The organism is Acinetobacter sp. GRABPA_MV_2, assembly GCF_056725885.1.
Map to the genome: position 1 here is coordinate 327,653 of NZ_JBWZNA010000001.1, position 21,349 is coordinate 349,001.

24 protein-coding genes, 1 other RNA gene and 1 pseudogene are annotated in these 21,349 nt (G+C 38.0%); 13 read left to right on the top strand and 13 right to left on the bottom strand.

Going from position 1 to position 21,349, the window contains the following annotated elements:
- Window positions 1-21: 21 nt before the first annotated feature.
- Together adk and ACXM0J_RS01520 are read left to right on the top strand one after the other, a co-directional pair.
- Window positions 22-675 (top strand): adenylate kinase, encoded by a 654-nt coding sequence (adk, locus tag ACXM0J_RS01515; protein WP_002117671.1) that lies wholly within the window; start codon window positions 22-24, stop codon window positions 673-675.
- Between the two features lie 71 nt (window positions 676-746).
- A complete protein-coding gene (locus tag ACXM0J_RS01520) occupies window positions 747-884 on the top strand; it encodes a hypothetical protein (RefSeq protein WP_368662598.1) in 138 nt (45 codons plus the stop codon).
- A gap of 36 nt (window positions 885-920) precedes the next feature.
- Here ACXM0J_RS01520 and nth read toward each other — a convergent pair whose 3' ends face one another.
- Entirely contained in the window at window positions 921-1,610 is a 690-nt protein-coding gene (gene nth, locus ACXM0J_RS01525) for an endonuclease III (protein ID WP_002117539.1), read from the bottom strand.
- Entirely contained in the window at window positions 1,611-2,402 is a 792-nt protein-coding gene (locus tag ACXM0J_RS01530) for an RnfABCDGE type electron transport complex subunit B (protein ID WP_086264900.1), read from the bottom strand.
- A gap of 272 nt (window positions 2,403-2,674) precedes the next feature.
- Here ACXM0J_RS01530 and gdhA point away from each other — a divergent pair.
- Window positions 2,675-4,079: pseudogene (gene gdhA, locus ACXM0J_RS01535) on the top strand (NADP-specific glutamate dehydrogenase).
- A gap of 53 nt (window positions 4,080-4,132) precedes the next feature.
- Here gdhA and ACXM0J_RS01540 read toward each other — a convergent pair.
- From ACXM0J_RS01540 to ACXM0J_RS01560, 5 genes are all read right to left on the bottom strand, one after another.
- Window positions 4,133-5,242: an META and DUF4377 domain-containing protein gene (locus ACXM0J_RS01540; protein ID WP_086264902.1), complete on the bottom strand. Its 1,110-nt coding sequence runs from the start codon at window positions 5,240-5,242 to the stop codon at window positions 4,133-4,135.
- A gap of 168 nt (window positions 5,243-5,410) precedes the next feature.
- Window positions 5,411-6,187 (bottom strand): DODA-type extradiol aromatic ring-opening family dioxygenase, encoded by a 777-nt coding sequence (locus tag ACXM0J_RS01545; RefSeq protein ID WP_086264903.1) that lies wholly within the window; start codon window positions 6,185-6,187, stop codon window positions 5,411-5,413.
- Window positions 6,188-6,299: 112 nt separating this feature from the next.
- The gene (gene rlmH, locus ACXM0J_RS01550) at window positions 6,300-6,779 is read right to left on the bottom strand and encodes a 23S rRNA (pseudouridine(1915)-N(3))-methyltransferase RlmH (RefSeq protein ID WP_002054393.1); all 480 of its coding nucleotides are present in this window, start codon (window positions 6,777-6,779) and stop codon (window positions 6,300-6,302) included.
- Between the two features lie 304 nt (window positions 6,780-7,083).
- A complete protein-coding gene (gene lon / locus ACXM0J_RS01555; protein ID WP_002117591.1) occupies window positions 7,084-9,513 on the bottom strand; it encodes an endopeptidase La in 2,430 nt (809 codons plus the stop codon).
- 443 nt (window positions 9,514-9,956) lie between these two features.
- The gene (locus ACXM0J_RS01560; protein WP_213034395.1) at window positions 9,957-10,541 is read right to left on the bottom strand and encodes a 5-formyltetrahydrofolate cyclo-ligase; all 585 of its coding nucleotides are present in this window, start codon (window positions 10,539-10,541) and stop codon (window positions 9,957-9,959) included.
- Between the two features lie 240 nt (window positions 10,542-10,781).
- On the opposite strand from ACXM0J_RS01560, the gene ACXM0J_RS01565 reads away from it, so the two are divergent.
- From ACXM0J_RS01565 to ACXM0J_RS01575, 3 genes are all read left to right on the top strand, one after another.
- Window positions 10,782-11,126, top strand: a complete 345-nt coding sequence (locus ACXM0J_RS01565) for a hypothetical protein (RefSeq protein WP_086264904.1) — start codon at window positions 10,782-10,784, stop codon at window positions 11,124-11,126.
- 112 nt (window positions 11,127-11,238) lie between these two features.
- Window positions 11,239-11,352, top strand: a complete 114-nt coding sequence (locus ACXM0J_RS01570) for a hypothetical protein (protein WP_002117788.1) — start codon at window positions 11,239-11,241, stop codon at window positions 11,350-11,352.
- Between the two features lie 93 nt (window positions 11,353-11,445).
- The gene (locus ACXM0J_RS01575; protein ID WP_139841466.1) at window positions 11,446-11,766 is read left to right on the top strand and encodes a hypothetical protein; all 321 of its coding nucleotides are present in this window, start codon (window positions 11,446-11,448) and stop codon (window positions 11,764-11,766) included.
- A gap of 131 nt (window positions 11,767-11,897) precedes the next feature.
- On the opposite strand, the gene ssrS is transcribed toward ACXM0J_RS01575, so the two are convergent.
- The 3 genes from ssrS to ACXM0J_RS01590 form a co-directional block, all read right to left on the bottom strand.
- Window positions 11,898-12,082: non-coding RNA, 6S RNA (gene ssrS / locus ACXM0J_RS01580), on the bottom strand.
- A 191-nt stretch (window positions 12,083-12,273) separates the two neighbouring features.
- Window positions 12,274-12,558, bottom strand: a complete 285-nt coding sequence (locus tag ACXM0J_RS01585; protein ID WP_005070547.1) for a cell division protein ZapA — start codon at window positions 12,556-12,558, stop codon at window positions 12,274-12,276.
- A complete protein-coding gene (locus ACXM0J_RS01590) occupies window positions 12,555-13,115 on the bottom strand; it encodes a hypothetical protein (RefSeq protein WP_002117619.1) in 561 nt (186 codons plus the stop codon). Before ACXM0J_RS01590 ends, ACXM0J_RS01585 begins: the two co-directional genes overlap by 4 nt.
- A gap of 64 nt (window positions 13,116-13,179) precedes the next feature.
- Between ACXM0J_RS01590 and ACXM0J_RS01595 the strand changes: the two genes are divergently transcribed.
- The 5 genes from ACXM0J_RS01595 to ACXM0J_RS01615 all read left to right on the top strand — a co-directional run bounded on the left by ACXM0J_RS01595 (window position 13,180) and on the right by ACXM0J_RS01615 (window position 18,127).
- The gene (locus ACXM0J_RS01595; RefSeq protein WP_005802891.1) at window positions 13,180-13,809 is read left to right on the top strand and encodes a UPF0149 family protein; all 630 of its coding nucleotides are present in this window, start codon (window positions 13,180-13,182) and stop codon (window positions 13,807-13,809) included.
- A gap of 67 nt (window positions 13,810-13,876) precedes the next feature.
- The gene (gene pepP / locus ACXM0J_RS01600; RefSeq protein WP_032056822.1) at window positions 13,877-15,199 is read left to right on the top strand and encodes a Xaa-Pro aminopeptidase; all 1,323 of its coding nucleotides are present in this window, start codon (window positions 13,877-13,879) and stop codon (window positions 15,197-15,199) included.
- A gap of 31 nt (window positions 15,200-15,230) precedes the next feature.
- A complete protein-coding gene (gene ubiH, locus ACXM0J_RS01605) occupies window positions 15,231-16,439 on the top strand; it encodes a 2-octaprenyl-6-methoxyphenyl hydroxylase (RefSeq protein WP_086264905.1) in 1,209 nt (402 codons plus the stop codon).
- The gene (locus tag ACXM0J_RS01610) at window positions 16,436-17,668 is read left to right on the top strand and encodes an FAD-dependent monooxygenase (protein WP_086264906.1); all 1,233 of its coding nucleotides are present in this window, start codon (window positions 16,436-16,438) and stop codon (window positions 17,666-17,668) included. The genes ubiH and ACXM0J_RS01610 overlap by 4 nt, the downstream gene beginning before the upstream one ends.
- 207 nt (window positions 17,669-17,875) lie before the next feature.
- Window positions 17,876-18,127 carry a hypothetical protein gene (locus ACXM0J_RS01615; RefSeq protein ID WP_002117665.1) on the top strand — a complete coding sequence of 84 codons (252 nt, stop codon included), beginning with the start codon at window positions 17,876-17,878 and terminating at the stop codon, window positions 18,125-18,127.
- A 38-nt stretch (window positions 18,128-18,165) separates the two neighbouring features.
- Here the strand turns inward: ACXM0J_RS01615 and ACXM0J_RS01620 are convergent, their stop codons facing one another.
- A complete protein-coding gene (locus tag ACXM0J_RS01620; RefSeq protein ID WP_057068554.1) occupies window positions 18,166-18,567 on the bottom strand; it encodes a MerR family transcriptional regulator in 402 nt (133 codons plus the stop codon).
- A gap of 64 nt (window positions 18,568-18,631) precedes the next feature.
- Here ACXM0J_RS01620 and ACXM0J_RS01625 point away from each other — a divergent pair, with 64 nt between their 5' ends.
- Window positions 18,632-19,273, top strand: a complete 642-nt coding sequence (locus ACXM0J_RS01625; RefSeq protein WP_086264907.1) for a cation efflux transmembrane domain-containing protein — start codon at window positions 18,632-18,634, stop codon at window positions 19,271-19,273.
- A gap of 55 nt (window positions 19,274-19,328) precedes the next feature.
- On the opposite strand, the gene ACXM0J_RS01630 is transcribed toward ACXM0J_RS01625, so the two are convergent.
- Window positions 19,329-19,931, bottom strand: coding sequence for a LysE/ArgO family amino acid transporter (locus ACXM0J_RS01630; protein ID WP_005070532.1), 603 nt, complete (start codon window positions 19,929-19,931; stop codon window positions 19,329-19,331).
- A gap of 105 nt (window positions 19,932-20,036) precedes the next feature.
- Here ACXM0J_RS01630 and ACXM0J_RS01635 point away from each other — a divergent pair, with 105 nt between their 5' ends.
- A complete protein-coding gene (locus ACXM0J_RS01635; RefSeq protein WP_086264908.1) occupies window positions 20,037-20,927 on the top strand; it encodes a LysR family transcriptional regulator ArgP in 891 nt (296 codons plus the stop codon).
- Window positions 20,928-20,929: 2 nt separating this feature from the next.
- Here the strand turns inward: ACXM0J_RS01635 and ACXM0J_RS01640 are convergent, their stop codons facing one another.
- Window positions 20,930-21,316, bottom strand: a complete 387-nt coding sequence (locus tag ACXM0J_RS01640) for a hemin receptor (protein WP_086264909.1) — start codon at window positions 21,314-21,316, stop codon at window positions 20,930-20,932.
- Window positions 21,317-21,349: the final 33 nt, after the last annotated feature.

A 21,349-nucleotide genomic window follows, 5' to 3' on the forward strand; every position in this document is an offset into this window, starting at 1 on the left:
TTTTAAATGAGGATGTTTTTTATGCGCATTATTTTACTCGGACCACCTGGAGCAGGCAAAGGGACTCAGGCTCAGTTGATCTGTAAGCGCTACAATGTCCCACAAATTTCAACCGGTGATATGCTCCGTGCTGCGATTCGTGAAGGTACTGAATTAGGTCTAAAAGCTAAAAGTGTAATGGAATCTGGTGGTTTGGTTTCAGATGAACTTATTATCGGTTTAGTAAAAGAACGTATTGCTCAACCTGACTGTGCAAATGGCTGCATTTTCGATGGTTTTCCACGTACTATTCCACAAGCTGAAGCTTTGGAAAAAGAAGGGATTAGCATCGATCACGTGATTGAAATTGATGTTCCTGATGAAGAAATCGTAAAACGTCTTTCTGGTCGTCGTCAGCATCCAGCTTCTGGCCGTGTTTACCACACTGTTTACAATCCACCTAAAGTGGAAGGTAAAGATGATGAAACTGGTGAAGACCTTGTTCAACGTCCAGATGACCAAGAGGAAACAATTCGTAAGCGTTTAGCGTCTTATCACACTGAAACAGAGCAATTGGTTGGTTTCTACCAAGGCCGTGCTGCTTCTGGTGAAAATGCACCAACTTATGACAAGCTTGATGGCTTGCGTACAATTGAAGATGTACAAAAAGATTTGTTCAACATCTTGGACAAATAATTTAATATTGTTTGTGATAATGAGCCCTCTTTGTGAGGGCTCTTTTCTTTGATTAGGTGCAGGAGAACAATATGAAAATCATATTGATTTTAGTGGTATTGCTGAGTCTGACACTATTAATATTTTTGGCTTTTCAAAGCTACAAAATGCTAAGACAGGTTCAAAGACAAGCAAAAGAAGAGCGTAATGAAAAAAAGCGTCTAAAGTAAGTTTGATTGGGTATGATCCCTATACCCAACCTATTTTTAAGCTTCAATATTTTTAATGGCAATTTGCTTTTGTGCGCCAAATTCAAAACGATCAGGCCAGTTACAGACATCAGCAACAACACATTCTGCACATTTAGGTTTACGGGCGATACAACAATAACGACCGTGCAATATGAGCCAGTGATGCGAATCTAAAATAAATTCTTTAGGAATAACCTTAATTAAGCGGTGCTCAACTTCAAGTACATTTTTACCTACGGCTAAACCAGTTCGATTTCCAACTCGGAAAATATGGGTATCGACAGCCATAGTCGGTTGTCCAAAAGCTGTATTTAAAACAACATTTGCGGTTTTACGTCCGACACCCGGTAAAGCTTCCAAGTCTTTTCTATTGCTTGGAACTTCGCCGTTAAATTGTTCCATTAAAATCTTACAGGTCTTAATGACATTTTCTGCTTTAGCGTTGTAAAGGCCAATTGTCTTGATATATTCCTTTAACCCATCTACGCCCAAGTTATAGATTTTTTCAGCTGTATTTGCTACAGGGTAGAGCTTATCCGTTGCTTTATTGACACTTACGTCGGTCGCTTGAGCTGACAACATAACTGCAATCAGTAGCTCAAATGGAGATGAATATTTTAACTCGGTTTGAGGTGAAGGTCGTTGTTCGCGAAGGCGTTCAAAGAAAATTTGAATCTGCTTTTTCGTCATATTCTTGACAGCCATTCAGACCTCCTGTAATTGAATGAGTTGCTGTTGAAGTTCTTCAAGTTGAAGGCGTTTTTTAGTATCTTCACGTACACTGAGCTGTTTTTCCAACTTTTTAATTTGCGTACGAATTTTCGCTAACTCAATTGTAGTTTTCGCATCAGTTGGCACAACTTCTTTAGGTTTTTCGATGAGCTCAATTGAAGGTACTTCATCAAGTGCTTGAGAGAATTGGGCAAACAGTTGAGTATCAATTTCAGCGCGTACTACAGGCCCTTTACGGTGAGTACGACGCTTTTCTTCACGCTGAATGTGAGCGTAATAACGTTGTCTTAAATCATTTTGTTCAGCGATACGCTGTTGCTCATTTGGTAATGCTTGCGTGTCTTCGACCAAATCAATGCAATCTACCGGACAAGGTGGAATACATAGCTCACAACCCGTACATAAGTCAGTCAAAATGGTATGCATGAGCTTACCACTTCCAATAATAGCATCTACAGGGCAAGCACTAATACATTTGGTGCAACCAATACATTCATCTTCTCGAATAATTGCTTTCATTCGCTGGGGACGACCATCGGCCTGCACAGGCCATACGCTAGTTTCAGCGGTTAATACAGGACGACTTAATAGATTCGCAAGTGCATCGGCTACAGGCTGACCACCTGGAACACATTTATTTGCTTCTTCACCTTCAGCAATCGACTTTGCGTAGGGTAGACATCCATCACGATGTCCACATAAACCACACTGAGTCTGTGGTAATAACGCATCAATCTCGCGTATGAGAGAAATAGATGAATTCATAGTGGGCAAATAGCTTGGTTAAAACGATGCGATAATGAAGAAAAACCTAAGTAAGGTCAATGGATTTTAACGAATTTATTGGCTTTTTGGTTGACCTAAAATGTAGCTAATATTGCACAATAATAGATCAATAAAAATAAAAAGATAAATGACTATTTCTTATTTTTAAGTAGTTTTTCTAAAAATAAGTTTTTGATAATTAAGATAAATAAAATAATTTAAAATAAGTATTGTTAAAATTGATGGAAAGGGATTTAATATTTTGCTGCTAAATGATGCATTTAAAAAATGTATTGCACCAATTTAATTCATTACTATGCTGAGGACCGTGCATTGAAATACAACAACCTGAATGAATTCCTGAATTACGTGCAAGCGCGTGATCCGCATCAACCTGAGTTCTTGCAAGCTGTAGAAGAAGTCATGACAAGTTTGTGGCCATTTATTGAAAAAAATCCAGAATATGCAGAGCAGGGATTGCTAGAACGTTTGGTTGAACCTGAGCGTGTGATTCAATTCCGTGTTTCATGGATGGATGATCAAGGCCAGACTCAAGTTAACCGTGCTTTCCGCGTTCAATACAATTCAGCAATTGGTCCCTTCAAAGGTGGAATGCGTTTCCATCCATCGGTCAATCTATCAATTTTAAAATTTTTAGGTTTTGAACAAACTTTTAAAAACTCACTTACTACCTTACCAATGGGTGGGGGGAAAGGTGGTTCAGATTTTGATCCTAAAGGTAAATCTGATGCTGAAATTATGCGCTTCTGTCAAGCATTAATCATTGAGCTTTATCGCCATTTAGGACCAAATACGGATATTCCTGCGGGTGATATTGGTGTGGGGGCACGTGAAGTTGGTTATATGGCAGGCATGATGAAAAAGCTGAGTAACGACACCGCTTGTGTCTTTACCGGTAAGGGAATTTCATTTGGGGGTAGCTTGATGCGCCCTGAAGCAACTGGTTATGGTACGGTTTATTTTGCAGAAGAAATGCTAAAAGCCCGTGGACAATCTTTTGCGGGTAAAACTGTTTCTGTTTCAGGCTCTGGTAACGTCGCACAATATGCGGCGGAAAAAGCGATGTTCTTAGGAGCAAAAGTTGTTACCTTGTCGGACTCAAACGGCACAGTTTATTTAAAAAATGGTTTTACAGATGAGTTACTTGCTGAAGTAATGGAACTGAAAAACGTTAAACGTGGTCGTATTTCCGAGTTTGCTTCTAAACATGGTTTTGAATATTTTGAAGGAAAAACGCCTTGGCATATTCCTGTTGATATTGCTTTGCCATGTGCTACACAAAATGAATTAACGGGTGAAGACGCTAAAACACTTATTTCTAACGGTGTCATTTGTGTAGCTGAAGGCGCTAATATGCCATCTACGCTTGAAGCAGTTGAACACTTTATCGAAGCTAAAATTTTGTATGCGCCAGGTAAAGCATCTAATGCAGGTGGTGTGGCAACTTCTGGTTTAGAAATGTCTCAAAATGCAATTCGTTTAAGCTGGACCCATGCTGAGGTCGATGAGCGCTTACATGCAATTATGAAAGACATTCATGCCAACTGTGTTAGATACGGTACTAAAGAAGACGGTACTGTGAACTATGTGGATGGTGCCAATATTGCAGGTTTTGTAAAAGTTGCTGATGCAATGCTTGCTCAAGGTATTTTCTAATATAGAAATAAAAAATCCGATGCTTATGCATCGGATTTTTTTAGTCTAAAAACTTATTTTTTAGGTTTTTTAACTAACTCTTGTTCTACAACCATATCTAATACATCTGCTTGACTAGATTGGTCTGCAGCTGGGTTTTTCACTTCAAAACGTTTTACACGTAAAATTACGCGTTGGTCTGGTTTGTGTTCAAAACCTTCGATTTGACCGTAATATAATGACCAGTTTTTGTCAGCGTAAGTTTTAACGCCTTTGTCATCATATTTAATTTCACGAACTTGCATACAAGTTTGTGGCGCAACACCAGTACAAGATTTAGTTTCTGGAGCAACTTCTAGGAAAACTGTTTTCCCTTCAGATTGATATTTTGCTTCAGGTGTCATTTTACCTGTGAAAGTATATTTCTGGCCTTGAGCATCAGATACAGTTAATGTTGGTTGATCAACATTTGTAGTATTGAGTTCAAACGGAATTGCACGTTTTTGGAAGAGGCTGCTAGAGAACTGTTCCTGTTTCATTAAAGCAGGTTCACATGCCATCATCGTCGACATTACGTCTGTCGTTACAATCGTATTGTTTTCAACTTTCCAAGTTGTTCCTTGGCGGTTACAACCTGTTGCGATAGATAAACGATCATTTGTAAAGTTAAGAACGATTGGTTTTTTAGTATTTTCTGGCTGATATGACCAAGAGTAGTCTGTTAAAGCTTGAGTATTCACGGCTTTTTGACCTTGGAAAATGTGTTTTTGACCAGTTTTATCTGTCACCGTTAAAATCACTTGACCATTAGTGTTGCTAATTTCGATTGGTAATTTTGCTTCGTTAAAGATGCTATTCGACAATTGTTCTTGTTTCATTAAATCATCTTGGCAAGCCATCATAGTTGAAACAAGATTAGAAGTAACAAGTTGGTTACCTTCAACTTTCCAAGTACCGCCTTGGCCATTACAACCTGTATTGATTGCTAATTTACCATCTGCATTAAAGTTAAGAATAAGTGGCTTAGAAGCTTTTACATTTTGGTAAGTCCATGCATATTCACCTAAAGTGGTTGCAAGGTTTTGTTGTTGCTCAGATACAATTGGAGCAGGAGTATTAGTAACTGTTTGACACGCCATCAAAGAAAAAGGTAATAACGCAAGAATTAAATATTTAATTTTCATTTAAAAACTTCAAGTAAAAAAACAACAGTAATAAGCTTAAAACATTCTTAAAAAAAGAAAATGTAAACATTTGATTGTTTCGGTTTTTAAAATGTATAAGTTTGTAAATTATTCTAATTTTCAACAAAAATAATGGTATACCCCGCAAAACGGGGTATTTGCTAATAATTAATCAAAACGATAGATGTCCATTCCTAATGAGCCCATTGTGAAGCTACTATGAACAATCGTAAAGCGATTGCCTGTACCCATAGCAAAAAACAAAGGTGCAAAATGTTCAAGCGTAGGGTGGTTGCGTTTTACATAAGGCAATGTTTGCCAGTCTAAAACTCCATCATAATCTTGATGGGAAAGCTTATTAACGACAGTATTTCTAAACGTTGAAGCCCATTCAGGAACTTTAGAGTTGTCGCCTTGCCAAGATAACTCTGCAAGATTATGAGTAATACTTCCCGAACCTATGAGTAAAATTTGTTTGTCACGTAAAGGGGCGAGCGTTTGTCCTATACGATAAATTTCTTGTGCACTTAAATTTGATGGCAAAGAAATTTCAACTACAGGAATGTCTGCCTCTGGATACATATGCAATAAAGGCATCCACACGCCATGATCACGAGGACGTGTACTGTTGGCATGTGCAACAAAGTGAGCATCGGCCAATAATTTTAAGATTTCTTCTGCTAATGCTGGATCGCCAGGCGCACTGTAGCGAATTTCATATAACTCTTTAGGAAATCCACGGAAGTCATGCCACGTTTCAGGACGAGTAGAAATGCTCACTTCAAGTGCTTTACTTTCCCAGTGCGCAGACATCACAATAATTGCCTTTGGTATAGGAAGATTTGTGCCTAGACGGTGTAGAGCAGGTCCCACTTGTTCTGGATCAAGTGCAAGCATGGGTGAACCATGTGAAATAAACAGTCCGGGAAGGGTTTGTAGTTCCATTTCATTACACCTGAGTTGAAAAGCAGAATAATAGGTATTATGCCAAAATCAGGACATGATAAAAGTATCCAGATTTCAACGGATTGTTCTTAAAATGAAACGTTTGTTCCTTTTATGCACGGTGGTAGGGATGATTGTGATTAATACTCATGGCTCGATATAGTTGCTCGATTAATAAAACACGTACTAAAGGATGAGGCATCGTAAGTTTTGAAAGTGACCAATGCCAAGCGGCAGCTTTTCGTACTTGATCTGACAAACCATCTGGACCGCCAATAGCAAGTGCTACATCATTACCCTCAAGCATCCATTGTTTCATTGTGTCAGCTAATTTTTCTGTACTCAGTTCCCGACCACCAACTTCTAGAGCAATTAACGTTTCATTCGGTTTTAAAGCATTTAAAATGCTTTCGCCTTCAATTTGGCAATATTTTAAAATATCTGCTTCTGAATCATTCTTACCACGTTTGGCCATAGGTAGTTCAATAACTTGGGTTTGAACAAAAGGTTGGATGCGTTTGAAATAATCTTCAAAACCAGTAAGAACCCAAGCAGGCATTTTTTGACCAATGGTCAGAATACGAATTTTCATGTTATCTATTCATTCAAAAACAGCTGGCGCATTATACCTGAGTAATGAAAGCATCTGACGATCTAAAAGACAGGCATAAAAAACGCAGTCCAAAAAACGGTGTTGGACTGCGATCAAATGATCATCTGTCTGGAGTTCAGATGATCATAGAGAATATAAACAAGGCTATCTAAGAATTAGACAGTGAAGAGTACTCATTTATTTAAATACTCTTATTACCTATTATGAGGATGGTTGGATATTTTTCAATCAAATTATGTAACAAAAAAAAGAGAGCCGAAGCTCTCTTTTTCCATATTTTTAATTAGTGACGTGCTGCTTTTGAGCCTTCCACCGGTTTTACAATCGGTGTTTTAGGTAAAGGTTTTGGCATCGAAACTAATGCTAAAGGCAAGATGTCATCAATACTTTTCACAGCTTTGATTTCCAAACCTTCTTTAACATTCGCAGGAATTTCTGCTAAGTCTCGAACGTTGTCTTGAGGAATAAAGACAAGCTTGATTCCACCACGGTGTGCTGCAAGAAGTTTTTCTTTTAAGCCACCAATACGCATTGCACGACCACCTAAGCTTGTTTCACCAGTCATTGCAATATCAGGTCGAATTGCAATACCTGTAAATGCTGATACAAGCGCAGTTGTTAATGCTAAACCAGCAGATGGACCATCTTTTGGTGTTGCACCTTCAGGTAAGTGAACGTGTACATCAGTTTCTTCAAAACGAGAAGCTTCAATACCTAACTCATCGGCACGTGTACGCACTAAAGTCATTGCTGTAGTAATAGATTCTTTCATTACGTCACCGAGCGAACCAGTCGTAATGAATTTACCTTTACCTTTGACAGCTGCAACTTCAATTGTAAGTAATTCACCACCTACAGATGTCCAAGCTAGACCATTTACGCGTCCTACTTGTGCTTCATCTTCTGCGATACCGAAGTCAAACTTGTGTGGACCTAAGTATTCTGGAAGATTGGCAGAAGTCACATCAAGTTGTAAGTTTTTAGACTTTTTACTTACTGCTTCTTTTACCACTTTACGCGCAATTTTAGATACTTCACGTTCTAAACTACGTACACCAGCTTCACGTGTATAACGTTGAACAATGTCACGAATCGCTTCTTCATGAATTGTTAACTCTTTTGGACGTAGTCCATTGTTCTTAATTGCTTTTGGAACAAGGTAACGTTCAGCAATGTTAACTTTCTCATCTTCGGTATAACCCGGTAGACGAATAACTTCCATACGGTCAAGCAAGGCTTCTGGAATATTCATACTGTTTGCAGTACAGATGAACATCACTTCAGATAGGTCAAGATCAAGATCTAAATAGTGATCGTTGAACTTACTGTTTTGTGATGGATCTAATACTTCAAGCAATGCAGAAGCAGGATCGCCGCGGTAGTCTTGCGCCATCTTGTCAATTTCGTCGAGTAAGAACAATGGGTTCTTCACGCCAACTTTTGTTAAAGATTGCACAATTTTACCTGGCATCGCACCAATATAAGTACGACGGTGACCACGAATTTCTGCTTCGTCACGTACACCACCGAGTGCCATACGAACAAATTCACGACCAGTTGCTTTCGCGACAGACTCACCAAGTGAAGTTTTACCTACACCAGGAGGGCCTACTAAACATAGAATCGGACCTTTGAGTTTTTTAACACGAGACTGAACAGCTAGGTATTCAACAATACGGTCTTTTACGTCATCTAAGCCGTAGTGATCTGTATCGAGAATTTCCTGTGCTTTCGCAAGGTTAATACTCACTTTGCTCGCTTTGTTCCACGGTGTATCTAAAATTACTTCTAGATAGTTACGTACAACAGCTGCTTCACTAGATGCTGGTTGCATTGCTTTAAGCTTACGGAACTCCGCTTCAGCTTTTTTACGTACGTGTTCAGGTAAATCAGCTTCAGCAAGACGTTTCTCTATTTCAGCAACGTCATCTTCAGCACCGCCATTCATGTCAGAAAGTTCACGTTGAATGACTTTCATTTTTTCATTTAGAAAGTATTCACGTTGGTTTTTTTCCATTTGGCGTTTTACGCTGTCATGCAAAGTTTGTTCAATTTGCTGTTCAGCAGATTGATTTACCAAGTAGCTCATAAGCTCTTGCAAATGTGCTTCAAACTCATCGTGCTCTAAAAACTTCTGTTTAATTTCAATATTTAGAGGCACACGTGTTGCTACGAAGAACATGAGTTGTAGCAAGTCTTCAATTTTATTAGCCGCAGCAACGAGTTCGCGTGCATTACGTAATTTTGCTTCAGCATATTGAGCAAATAAAGTACGCAACTCTTGCAAACGAGTTTCTTGAGTAGCTTTATCTACGTTAATTGTCATTGGACTTAAGCTGTGTTCAGCAGTCAAATGGCTATCTTCATCGATAATCTTTTCAAGTTTAGAGCGATGTAAACCTTCAATAAGTACTTTAATGCAGTTTTCATCATTCTCATGATTTACGACTTGAACAATCTTAGCGACAGTTCCGTACTGATAAAGGTTATCGTGATCAATTTCTTCTGTAAGCGAATCTTTTTGCGCAACTACAAATACTAAATTGTCACTGTTACGAGCCACATCAACTGCATTGATCGATTTTTCACGACCCACGAATAACGCAATTTGCATGTGTGGGTAGACCACTACATCACGTAACGCTAAAAGTGGTAATACACTTGGAACCTGAGGCTCTAAGTCAGTTTTTTCATTCATAATAAGTTCAGACATGGGCACTCCTAATGAGTGACAACGAGGTTGCCATGTTTTTTATAGTGATGTGTATTTCAAAAATTACAAGGGCCTCTCTATAGAAAATGTGGAAAAAATGACTAATTTAGTCAACTTTTTTATTAAAATATTATGAATCAACGGATTAATTCTTAAGAAGAATAAAATTTTGTAGAAAGGATAGATAATTTAGCTTAATAATTATGAAATATTCATATAGTAGAAAAGACGTTTGGATGGAAAATAACCATTTTCTTATGTCATTTATCGGCATTGTATAATTAACAATGATGCAAAACTTATTTAATATTGAACATTAAATCGCTGTGTTACTATAAGTTGGTAAATCGGTCTGTCACGTAGAAGTAACCATCCTTAGGTGGTTACTTTTATGATTTTAGGGGCATTAAAAACTTAAGACTAATTTTAATTTTCTATAAATATTATCTTTTAAAATAATAAATATGTTGAGGGGTGAGTAAAGCATCTAAGGGTTGATCCCAACTTTGACGTTTTAAAGTATGTTCAATAAATTGAAATTGATGAGCTAACCCTAAACGATAAGGCTTATGTTTTGCACTAGCCAATGTACGGTCATAATAGCCGCCTCCCATACCAATACGCGTACCGTATTGATCACAAGCTAAAAGTGGCATTAACAGTAAATCAAGTTTTGATACATGTTTTCCTCTTGTTGCCATGGGTTCTTTCATACCCAATGGATGATGAGAAAAACGTCGATTTACATATTGGTTTTTAGATATTCTTACCCAGACTAAACGTTGGTTCATAGAACAAATCATAGGTAAATAAACTTGTTTATTTTTTTGAAAACATAACTTTATGATCAGATCTGTATGAACTTCTCCGAAGGCATGTAAATATAAACCAATTTTTTTTGATGAATGAAAAATAGCAAGACTGTTTAAAAGATGGAGAACATTAAGCTGAGCCTGTTTTTGCTCAAATGAACTTAAAGAACGTCTTTTAGATCTTAAATTTTTTCTAATAAAGCTGAGTTCATTCATGTATAAATCTAACTAAGATTAAAGATCAGTCGTGCAAAATTATACCTATTTTTCGACAGCTTTATGGAAATAGAAGGGTAATTCGAAAATAACTTAAATTCGTTAAACCAAAAGTCATAAATTGATCTGATCTATTGTGTTTAACTATTAAAAATTCTATTTCTTTACGTATTGTCAGTATTTCTTTACATTTAACAAGGTTAAGTATATTTAAAAGATTAATGCAGAATTGTTAAGCCTATGAAGTTGAAAATTTTAACCATTACAATAAGTGCTGGTCTGCTACTTGGTGGATGTACGAAACAAACCGAACCTGAAGCGGCGGAAGTTGATTATAAAGCTCAATTTGAAGAATCAGACCGTAAAATTGGAGAGTTTTTAGATCAACTAGATAACCCGAATACACCTCAAGAAGTTAAAGTTAAAATCTTATGTCATGACTATCCAGAAGTTTATAAGACCCAATATATGCCTGCCTTAATAAAAATTTCGCCTAAACCTTATACCGAAGAGAAATTATTAGCGGATTTGAAAAGTGCGACTGACTATTATAAGGATGCTTTTGCGATTAGATGCACTCAATAATTTTGTATTGAATTTAATCTCAAAAAATCCAATAAATGTGAATTGATTAGCATTATTGTGTTGTGATAAATTTTCTTCTGTCTTTATAAGTGAAAGTTTAGGGAATTTAGATATGGAAATCTTAAAGTTCTTACAGAGTTTTAATACAGTTGGTACATACTTAACGATCGCTTCAACCGTTTTAGTAGGTCTAATTATTTATTTTTATGTGATTAATCCAGCATAAACACCTTTAAAAGAAATAGGGATCAATTTCCTATTTCTTTGTTAAAAATAAAATTCTGTAATTAATTTAAAGCTATAAAAATAAGGTAGGTATATGAAGTTTAAATTATTTTTTCTTAGTTTTTTAGCTTTGGGTTGTTATGCCGATGAAAGTGTAAGTGATCCCGAAATTTGTAATGTGGTAAAGAAAGTTTCTTATACTGTCATGGAAGCGCGTCAACAAAAAGTCCCATCTGAAGACTTGCAGCATATAGCGAATAGTCTTGAAGATCCAAAGGCAAAAGAACTTTATCAAGATTTAATTACTTCTGCTTACTCAACCAAAGTATTCAAGACCAGCTTCTTTAAAAGAAAAGCGATAGAAGATTTTCAAACAGCTTGGTATCAAGAATGCCTGAGTAGAAAAGAAAAGTAACTTTGAGGGCAGAGATTCATTGATCTCTAAAATAATAATGTTATGAATTATTGAATGCTTGAGAGAAGTATCGTACTGACAGGTCTGTATGAAAGGATGAGTGTTCTGAATTTTATTATTTAACTAAAAATAAATGCTCCGAAGATGCCGCTGCATGTGTCGTTACCCTGAACCCGACGAGTTCAAGGTGGACGCGACGTATACTTGCTGGGTTTCCTACTCGAAGGTAGGCATACACTCTAAATATACAGAACGCAATCCATAAGTTTAAGTATCGGCAGGGGAATAGACCCGCTGGCGAACATCCCAGAGATAGCTTAAGTATAACCGATCTGACTATGTTGGCAATCACTTGAGTCTATGGAACTGTAAACTTAGTTTGCGTTTGATGAAGCTTTGTACATTGAAAGTGGATAAAACGATATTCAACCGTAATGAATAGTCAAAAATAAAAAGCCTTGCATCTATGATTTATAGAGCAAGGCTTTTTGTGGCAATCAAAGCTTGTTAAATAACCTGTTCCACATCTTCTAAAATCGTTTGCAGTAGACGTTCGCAGTGAGTGTATTCCTGCAAAGATTTATTAAGACTCAGCACTTCTTGAGTTAACTGTAGAGCGACCATAATGACTAGTTTGTTGTGCTCAACACGTGGGGCACTACGGCGCATGTCATTAAATTTCTCATTGAGAAGTTGTGCTGCGCGTTCAAGTTCATCTTTTTTATCTGAGGTAGTCGCGAGTCTAAAAGTCTGCTCAATCAGCCTAAGCTCTACCATGACTTGTTCACTCATGATTGGATCTCCTCACCGGTTTCAGCATTAGGATGGGCAAGTTGCTGGATTTCTTGAGCGTGTTGATCTTGAGCAGTGCCTAAAATTCCTAAACGCTGAATAATGGCTTCAACTTTTGATTTGGCAAGCTCATTTTTTTGTAACAAACGGTCACGATCTTGTTGTAAATCATGCAGCTCTTGTTGGGTTTGACGTTGATGGGCTTGTAACTTTTCTTTTGCAACACGTAATTCATTTCGTTCTGCAAGAATTTCTTGAAAACGATTTTTTAAATCAGTCGTACTTTTTTCTAATCGGCTATAACGTTCGGCAAGTGTGTTAGCATCTTGATTCAATTGTTGAAATTGGCCTTTTAACTGAGAAAGTTGCTCAGTTACCGACTCAATTTCCTCTTGTTTTTTAGTAATAATACTATTTTTTTGCACAACTTGTGCGTGATGCTCTGTTTCAGCCAGTTCTTTAGCTTCTGAGAGTGCCGCATGTTCACTCTCTAAATGATGTAAGCGTGTTTTTAAAACGCTAATATGCGCTTGTAGCCGCTGTAATTGTTCTAACATAACGAGGTCGCACAGAATTGCAATCAAAGGTAATATATACAAAGTATAGAGATTGGATAAACGAATGCAAGACGATATTTCAGGCTGGACAGATTGGAACGCTCATTTTGAAGGAATTGAAGAAATTTCAAGCCCTAGTGAGTTACATGGTCTATTAACAGGTATTGTTTGTGTGACAGAAGCGCCTACGCGTGAAGAATGGTCACAAATTTTAACAACCCTTAATGTGCCAGAGTTAAGTGAAGATGCTTTAGCGCTTTTGACTGACGAAGCAGAAGATGTGGTTCATGCTTTATCTGAAGATGAATTAGATTATTTACCAATGCTTCCAGATGATGAACATTTACTTCAAGAGCGTGTGCAAGCACTATCTGATTGGTGTGCGGGTGTTGTGTTAGGTTTCGGTTTGGCATCAGGTCATGTTCGTGGTGATGAGCGCGAATTGATTGAACACCTTCAAGATGTTGCTGCAGTAGAATTTGAAGATTCTGACAATGATGAGGAAGGCGAAAGCAGCTACGAGGAATTGTATGAATTTGTACGCTTGATCCCTGTAAGCTTGTCGATTGGTAGAAAAAAAATCACTGTAGCTGAAAGTTCTTTATTGAAAAACTTTCATGCAAAAAGTAAAACTGCTGCTCTAGGTACAGATCAGAATATTGTAGAAATGTTCACACCACATCGTCCAAGCTAATTGAGGCGATGTGTTATTGGTTGTATTTTATTTTTTGACTTTAAAATTCTAAATCAAGTAGATCATTATGAAATTGCCTCAAGCTGATTTTCAACATCGCAGAGACCGTTTAGCAGAAAAAATCGGTCCTAACAGTATTGCAATTATTGCAACGCGTGAGGAGATGTACCGTAATCGTGATGCGGATTATAAATTTCGTGCCGATAGTAGTTTTTTCTATTTGACGGGCTTTGCTGAGCCTGAGGCAGTTGCAGTTATTGAAACTTTTGAGGATGTAACTGACTATAGCTATAGTCTTTTTTGCCGTGAACGTAACCGCGAGATGGAAATCTGGAATGGTTACCGTGCTGGAATTGACGGTGCAATCGAAGACTATGATGCAGATGAAGCCTATGCAATTGATCTGCTTGATGAAGAAATTATTGAAAAGTTATTAAATAAAGAACGCCTTTATTATCGGATTGGGCAAAATGCTGCGTTTGATGCACGAGTGAGCCAGTGGATTAAAAAAGCAGATGCTGAGCATCGACATCAAGGTGCTCCAGCTCAACTGGTACAGCTCGACCGTATTGTCGATGAAATGCGTTTAATCAAGTCACCACAAGAACTTGAGCTGATGCAAACTGCTTCAAAAATTAGTGCTCAGGCACATACCCGAGCGATGCAAATCGTGCGTCCAGGTATGATGGAATATGCGCTTGAAGCCGAGCTCAATTATATATTTGGGCAAAACGGCTGTGTCCCGTCTTATAACAGTATTGTTGGTGGTGGGGCTAATGCCTGCATTTTGCACTATGTTGAAAATAACCAACCTCTTAAAGACGGTGATTTAGTCTTAATTGATGCTGCATGCGAATATGAGTTCTATGCGTCAGATATTACCCGTACTTTTCCGGTTAATGGTAAGTTTAGTGCTGAACAAAAAGCGTTATATGAAGTTGTATTGGCTTCTCAATATGCAGCGATTGATGCAGTACGGATTGGTAATTCGTACCGTGAGCCTCATGAAGTAGCCGTTAAAATTTTAACCGAAGGCTTAGTGGATTTAGGCTTGCTCAAAGGTGATGTTAACGAACTTATCGAAACCGAAGCATACCGTCAATTTTATATGCATGGTACAGGCCATTGGTTAGGAATGGATGTACATGATGTCGGGTCTTACAAAAAAGGTGAAGACTGGCGTCAATATGAAGAAGGTATGGTCGTTACCGTTGAACCCGGCCTATACGTTGCACCAGACGATGAAACTGTAGATAAAAAATGGCGTGGTATTGGTATTCGTATTGAAGATGATGTGGTCGCAACCTCGAAAGGACCACGAGTTTTAACTGCTGATGTAGTTAAAAATATTGCAGATATTGAACATTTAATGGCGCAAGCTAAATCATAATTAAACGTATTCGCCAAAGGAGCACAACTCGATGCAACAACAAGTGATTATTGTAGGTGGGGGAATGGTTGGGCTTAGCCTTTCACTCATGCTGGCGAAGGCTAATATTGCAGTAAAGCTGTTAGAAGCTGTGAAATACCCAAACTATGATGATCAAAATGTTGCCCCTTATCATTCCAGTTTTGATGCGCGTAATACGGCTTTATCGCGTCGTAGCGTCCAGATCTATCAGAAGCTGGGGTTATGGGATGCATTACAGCAGCACGCGACTCCAATTTTACAAGTTCACATTACTGAACAAGGCAGTTTTGGTAAGGCAAGATTAATTGCAGAACAAGAAAAAGTAGAAAGCTTTGGGCAGGTGATTGAAAATGCTTGGCTGGGTCGTGTTTTATTGACTCAAGTACGTCAGCAACCTTTGATTGAGCTGATTGATGGTGTTCAAGTGACTGCTTTAACTCAAGATGCTGAGCAAGTACATATTGAGGCCAAACGTGATGATGAGGTTTTAAAACTTGAATCAAAACTATTAATCGCCGCAGATGGACGTGACTCTTTCTGTCGTCAGGCAATTGGCGTCGGTGTTGATGTTCATGATTATGATCAGGTTGCAATTGTCACTACCGTTCAGACTTCAAAACCCCATGAGCAAGTAGGTTTTGAGCGTTTTAGTGCATTAGGTCCTTTAGCGTTGTTGCCTTTACCGGGCGAATATCGCCGTTCGGTTGTATGGCCCGTTAAAAAAGGCACTGAAAGTGAGTGGTTAGGCGATGAAAATGATCAGCATTTCTTAAATGCTTTACAACAAACTTACGGTGACCGAGCTGGTAAATTTGAAAAAACCGGCAAACGCTTTAGTTATCCGCTTTCACAAGTGCTCGCACATAAACAAGCTGTAGGTCGTGTTATTTTGATGGGTAATGCCGCACATACAATCCATCCTGTTGCAGGACAAGGTTTTAACCTATGTCTACGTGATGTGGATGTTTTAGTACGGTATTTAGTGAACCAGCTAACTGCTTCTGACGATATCGGTAACCCAGATAATTTACTGGCTTATGAACAAGCTCGTTTGTCAGATCAACAACGAGTCATTAAGTTCTGTGACACCGTGGTTCGTGGTTTTAGTAATCAAAATCCATTATTAAAATTAATTCGTAATACGGGATTAATTGCATTTGATGTCATTCCAGGTGTTAAACCACTGGTAGCGAACTATGCAATGGGGCTAAAAGCATGAGTGAAGTGTTAGATGTTGTCATTGTTGGTGGTGGACTGGTTGGTGGTTTAACAGCTTTATTACTTGCGCAAGGTGGTGTACAGCCTACTGTGCTTGATGCTGCTCCTATACTGGATGTTGAAAAAACACTAAGTGTGATGAACCCGCGTGTTTTAGCACTGAGCCAAGCGACCATTCATTTACTTAAAACTGTCAATGTTTGGGATGATCTAGCACGTCAAATGCCATATACAGGCATGCAAGTGTGGAATCTGAATGGCTATGGTGAAATTAATTTCGGCCATGAGTCTGTACAAAGACCAATGCCAGAACAGTCCTTAGGTTCTATGGTTGAGCCAAGTGTATTGAATGTTGCTATTCAACAAAAAATGCTTGAGCAGTTAACAGATTATCGCACTCAAGTTCGAGTGACTCGCATTGAGCAGGGCGTTGGGTGTTGGCATATTGAATTGGCAGATGGCACGACACTTAAAACAAAACTGCTGATTGGTGCAGATGGTGCCAATTCATTTGTACGTGAACAGGCCTTTATTGACCTAGATGTCTTAGATTACAAGCAAGCAGCGATTAGTTGTGCTATTAAAACATCTAAATCCCACAATCATGTTGCTCGTCAAATTTTCTTACCTACAGGGCCTTTAGCCTATTTACCGATGGCTAGTCTTGAAGAAAGTGAAAATGGCTACTGGCAGTCAATTGTCTGGACACTACCTGATGATTATGCCGATGAATATTCTGCTTTAACCGATCATGAGTTTATGCAGCTTTTAACCCGAGAAAGCCAACATATGTTGGGTGAAGTATTAGATGTACGTTCAAGAGCACAATTCCCGCTCAAAGCGCGCGCTGCAAAACAGTATGTGAAAGCTGGTTTAGCTTTAATTGGGGATGCAGCACATGTTATCCATCCACTTGCTGGACAAGGCGTAAATATTGGTTGTTTAGATGCAGCTGTACTCTGTGATGCATTACTACATGACTTAGCGCGTGGCGTATGGGCAAATGAACAGACATTGTTGCGTTATGAGCATCGTCGTAAAGGCGAAAATGACGCAATGATGCATAGCATGTCAGCAATTGGCTGGTTGGAAAGTAGTGAGCTATTTCCATTTATCTGGGCTCGGAATGTGGGACTCAAGCAAGTTGAACAAATTTCCTTCTTAAAAGAGCGTTTTATGCAACAAGCAAACGGTTTAGGGTCTTTACAAAACACCCAGTATAGTCGTTAAAATAATTACGAAGTTTATGCTCTACTGGTCTAAATAAATATCAGTAGATATTTTTTAAACAATCATTTATATATCATTACCAATTGGGTTGAAAAAGATACACATTTGACCAATTTGGCTCTTTGCTAAATGCAAAGAGATTGCTAAATTTCTGAGGTCTTAGGACCATAGCGATGATGCAATAGAAATCATTCTGGGGAGTGAAAAATGTCAGATATCAATGATTATGAAGATGCAGAAGATTCTGCTGTAGATGAAGATGAAGCGAAAGCAGCTGAAAGCGGTGCAGCTGATGAAGAAGCAAGCAGTATTAATGATACTGATATTGCTGAGGCAGAAACACTGACTGTGACTGCTAAGCAAAAACAGCGCCAAGCGCTAGAAGATGAAGTTGCCGCATTTTTAGCTCGCGGGGGGAGAATTACTGAAGTTCCTCCAGATGAACATAGCGACCATTAATCCTAAAAAGCATCACATGAGTGATGCTTTTTTTATTTTTAAGGTGCGTTTTGAAGTTCTTTCAAAATCCCGCATTCATCTACTGTTCGGTTGGTAGAGCAGTGCTGTTTTAAATCAATCAAAGATTCTTTTAAAAGTAATAATCGTTCGATTTTTTCTGATACTTCTTTTAAGTATTTATCGACTAAATTATCAATTTCTGTGCAGGCCTGTTTAGGCTGAGTTTTCATTTCTTTTAATGTTTTAATATCACTTAGTGAAATATCTAATTCACGGCAATGCTTAATAAATAAAAGGTCTGCAAGTGTTTGTTCGGTGTAAATACGATAATTATTTTCTGAACGTTGGATGCGATCAAGTACACCTACTTTTTCGTAATAACGGATCGTATCAATTGGAATATCCGCTTTTTTTGATAATTGACCAATAGAAAGACTCATAAGACTTGACTCTGGAGCTACTCAAGGGTTTTTAATCACTATAAAGAGTTTTTGAGGAAATAAAATGGCTGGATGTGGTTGTGCTTCAACATGTTCTCCTTCAAAGAAAGTGAGTCCACGTTTTAGAAAAGCGTTATGGATTGCACTTGTGATCAATGCCTTAATGTTTGTGGTGGAAATATTGGGAGGTTATAAGGCCCAATCTGTTTCACTTTGGGCAGATGCATTGGACTTCGCCGGAGATGCAGCAAACTATGCACTATCTTTAGTCGTTCTTTCGATGAGTTTATATTGGCGTGCAACTGCGGCATTACTTAAAGGCATAACGATGGCTGCTTTCGGCATTTTTGTTATTGCGAAAGTGGTCTGGTCATATTTTTATGGTGTTTCACCCGAACCAATGGTGATGGGGGCAATTGGTGTAATTGCTTTAATTGCTAACGTTTCTGTCGCGCTTATGCTTTATGCATTTCGTGATGGGGATGCAAATATGCGTTCTGTTTGGTTGTGCAGTAGAAATGACTCAATTGCTAATATTGCTGTAATTTTAGCGGCGGTTGGGGTATTTGGAACAAGCAGTGTATTTCCTGATTTATTGGTTGCCTTTGTCATTGCTTACTTAGGAGTATCCTCCGGCTACGCTGTTATAAAACAGTCACAACAAGAAAGAAAACAGGCAAGAGTTATAGTTGCGAGTGAAGCGTAATACTAAAGCGTAATAAAAAAGGATCTTTTATCTGATCCTTTTTTATTTTAAGCCGTTAAAACAAGAGGGTTATAGCGATACTCCACATAACGCAACCAATAAGGAAGTCTAAAATTTTCCAAGCTTTGGGATTGGTAAATAGTGGCTTTAATAATCTTGCACCATAGCCCAGACTAAAAAAGAAAACCCAAGAGGCAAGAATGCTTCCCAAAGCAAAACTCACTTTGTCTTCAAGCTGAGTTGCAACTGAACCAATCAGAACAATAGTGTCTAAATAGACATGAGGATTAAGCCAAGTAAAGGCAAGACAGGTCACTAATGCTTGAGTTAATGTTTGTTTTTGACTGCTATCAAGGTCCATACTTTGGGTAGTCTTAAATGCAGCATAAAATGCTTTGGCACCATAAACTAATAAAAACGTTGCCCCTAAATATTTAGCTACGGTAATTAAGATAGGTGATGCCGTCATGATTTCGGCAAAGCCTAATACACCACAGGCAATTAAAATTGAGTCGGATAGAGCGCAGATTAAACACAACCAAAATACATATTGCTGTTTAAGTCCTTGTTTTAGGACAAAAGCATTTTGAGCGCCAATTGCTACGATAAGCCCACTGCCAATACCGAAACCTTTAAAAAATATACTAAGAGAGAACATAACAATAAGATGGAAAAATCAGATATGGGAATTATCTGACTTTTTATTAAGAAATAAGTAAAATTAAGAATATTTAGGTTTGGCTAAAAATAATTTAGGTTTGATATGTTAGATAGCAAACAATGTGAAGCCTTTCTTGCAGTTGCAGAATTGGGAAGTTTTGATGCAGCAGGAGAGTATTTATATATTACGCCTTCTGCAGTTTCGTTACGCGTACAGGCTTTAGAAAAGTATTTAGGACAAGTACTCATTATACGGGGGCGCCCGTGTGTGCTCACTCAAGCAGGGCAAACTTTATTGCAGCATTTACGTCATACGAGGTTAATGGAGCAAAATTTATTACAAGGTTTGATGGGAAAATCATCAGAATCTGAATTTTATAAAATTGCTTTAGCTTCAAATGCAGATTCATTAGCAACTTGGCTTTTACCAAATATTCAGCAAACGCTTTTTAAAGAAAAAATCGTGTTAGAACTAAAAATTGATGATCAATCTCACACGCACACTTTATTAGAGACAGGACAAGTCAATGCCTGTATTTCGGCAGAAGAGCAGGTCATGACAGGTTGTTTAGCTCAACCACTAGGAAAAATGCGTTATAAAATGTTGGCTTCTGCTGATTTTGTAAATAAATGGTTTAGTGCTGGAGTGAATAGAGATGCATTAAGAAAAACACCAGCAGTTATTTTTAATCATAAAGATTTAATGCATTCAGAGGTTTTATTAAAAGGATACGGTTTACCGATGCAAAGTTATCCTTATAGTTTTATTCCAGCAACTGATGCTTTCGTCAAAGCAATTCAATTGGGTTTAGGCTATGGCATGGTGCCCGAGTTGCAGGTTCAGCCACTACTCGAAAATGGAACACTTGTTGATATTATGCCTGACGCCCAACTTGATGTTCCTTTATATTGGCACCACTGGAAAAGGCAGTCGCAGCAACTTGATGTATTAACCGAGACGATTGTTCAGTCAGCAAAACATATCTTGAGATAAATTTAAGTCCGTGAGCGGGCATAAAAATTTGAAACATGCTGAATATAAAACTCTATATCTTGTGCTGAGTAACCTAAAAGTTGTCCAATTCTACGGTCAAGCTCTAAGCGATCTTCGAGTTGAGTCTCCTTTAGTGATTTTTCAATACATAACACAAGTTCATTTAAATCTGCTAAAGGTGCATTTTTATGGATCAGCATAATTGAAAATGGTAAAGGTAAAGAGGTTTCAATATCTTTACTCAGCATAGATAAAGTGCATTGCTCGAGATGCTCTAAAAACTCGGTAGGTAATAGATCATAAAATAAAGCGATAGGTTTCTCGCCTGAAAGTAATAATTCTAGTTCAGACTCTTCATGCGGCCCAAGTTTTCCAAGCTGTACAGTCATGTAAATACTCTTATTTTTATCTTTAATATTATT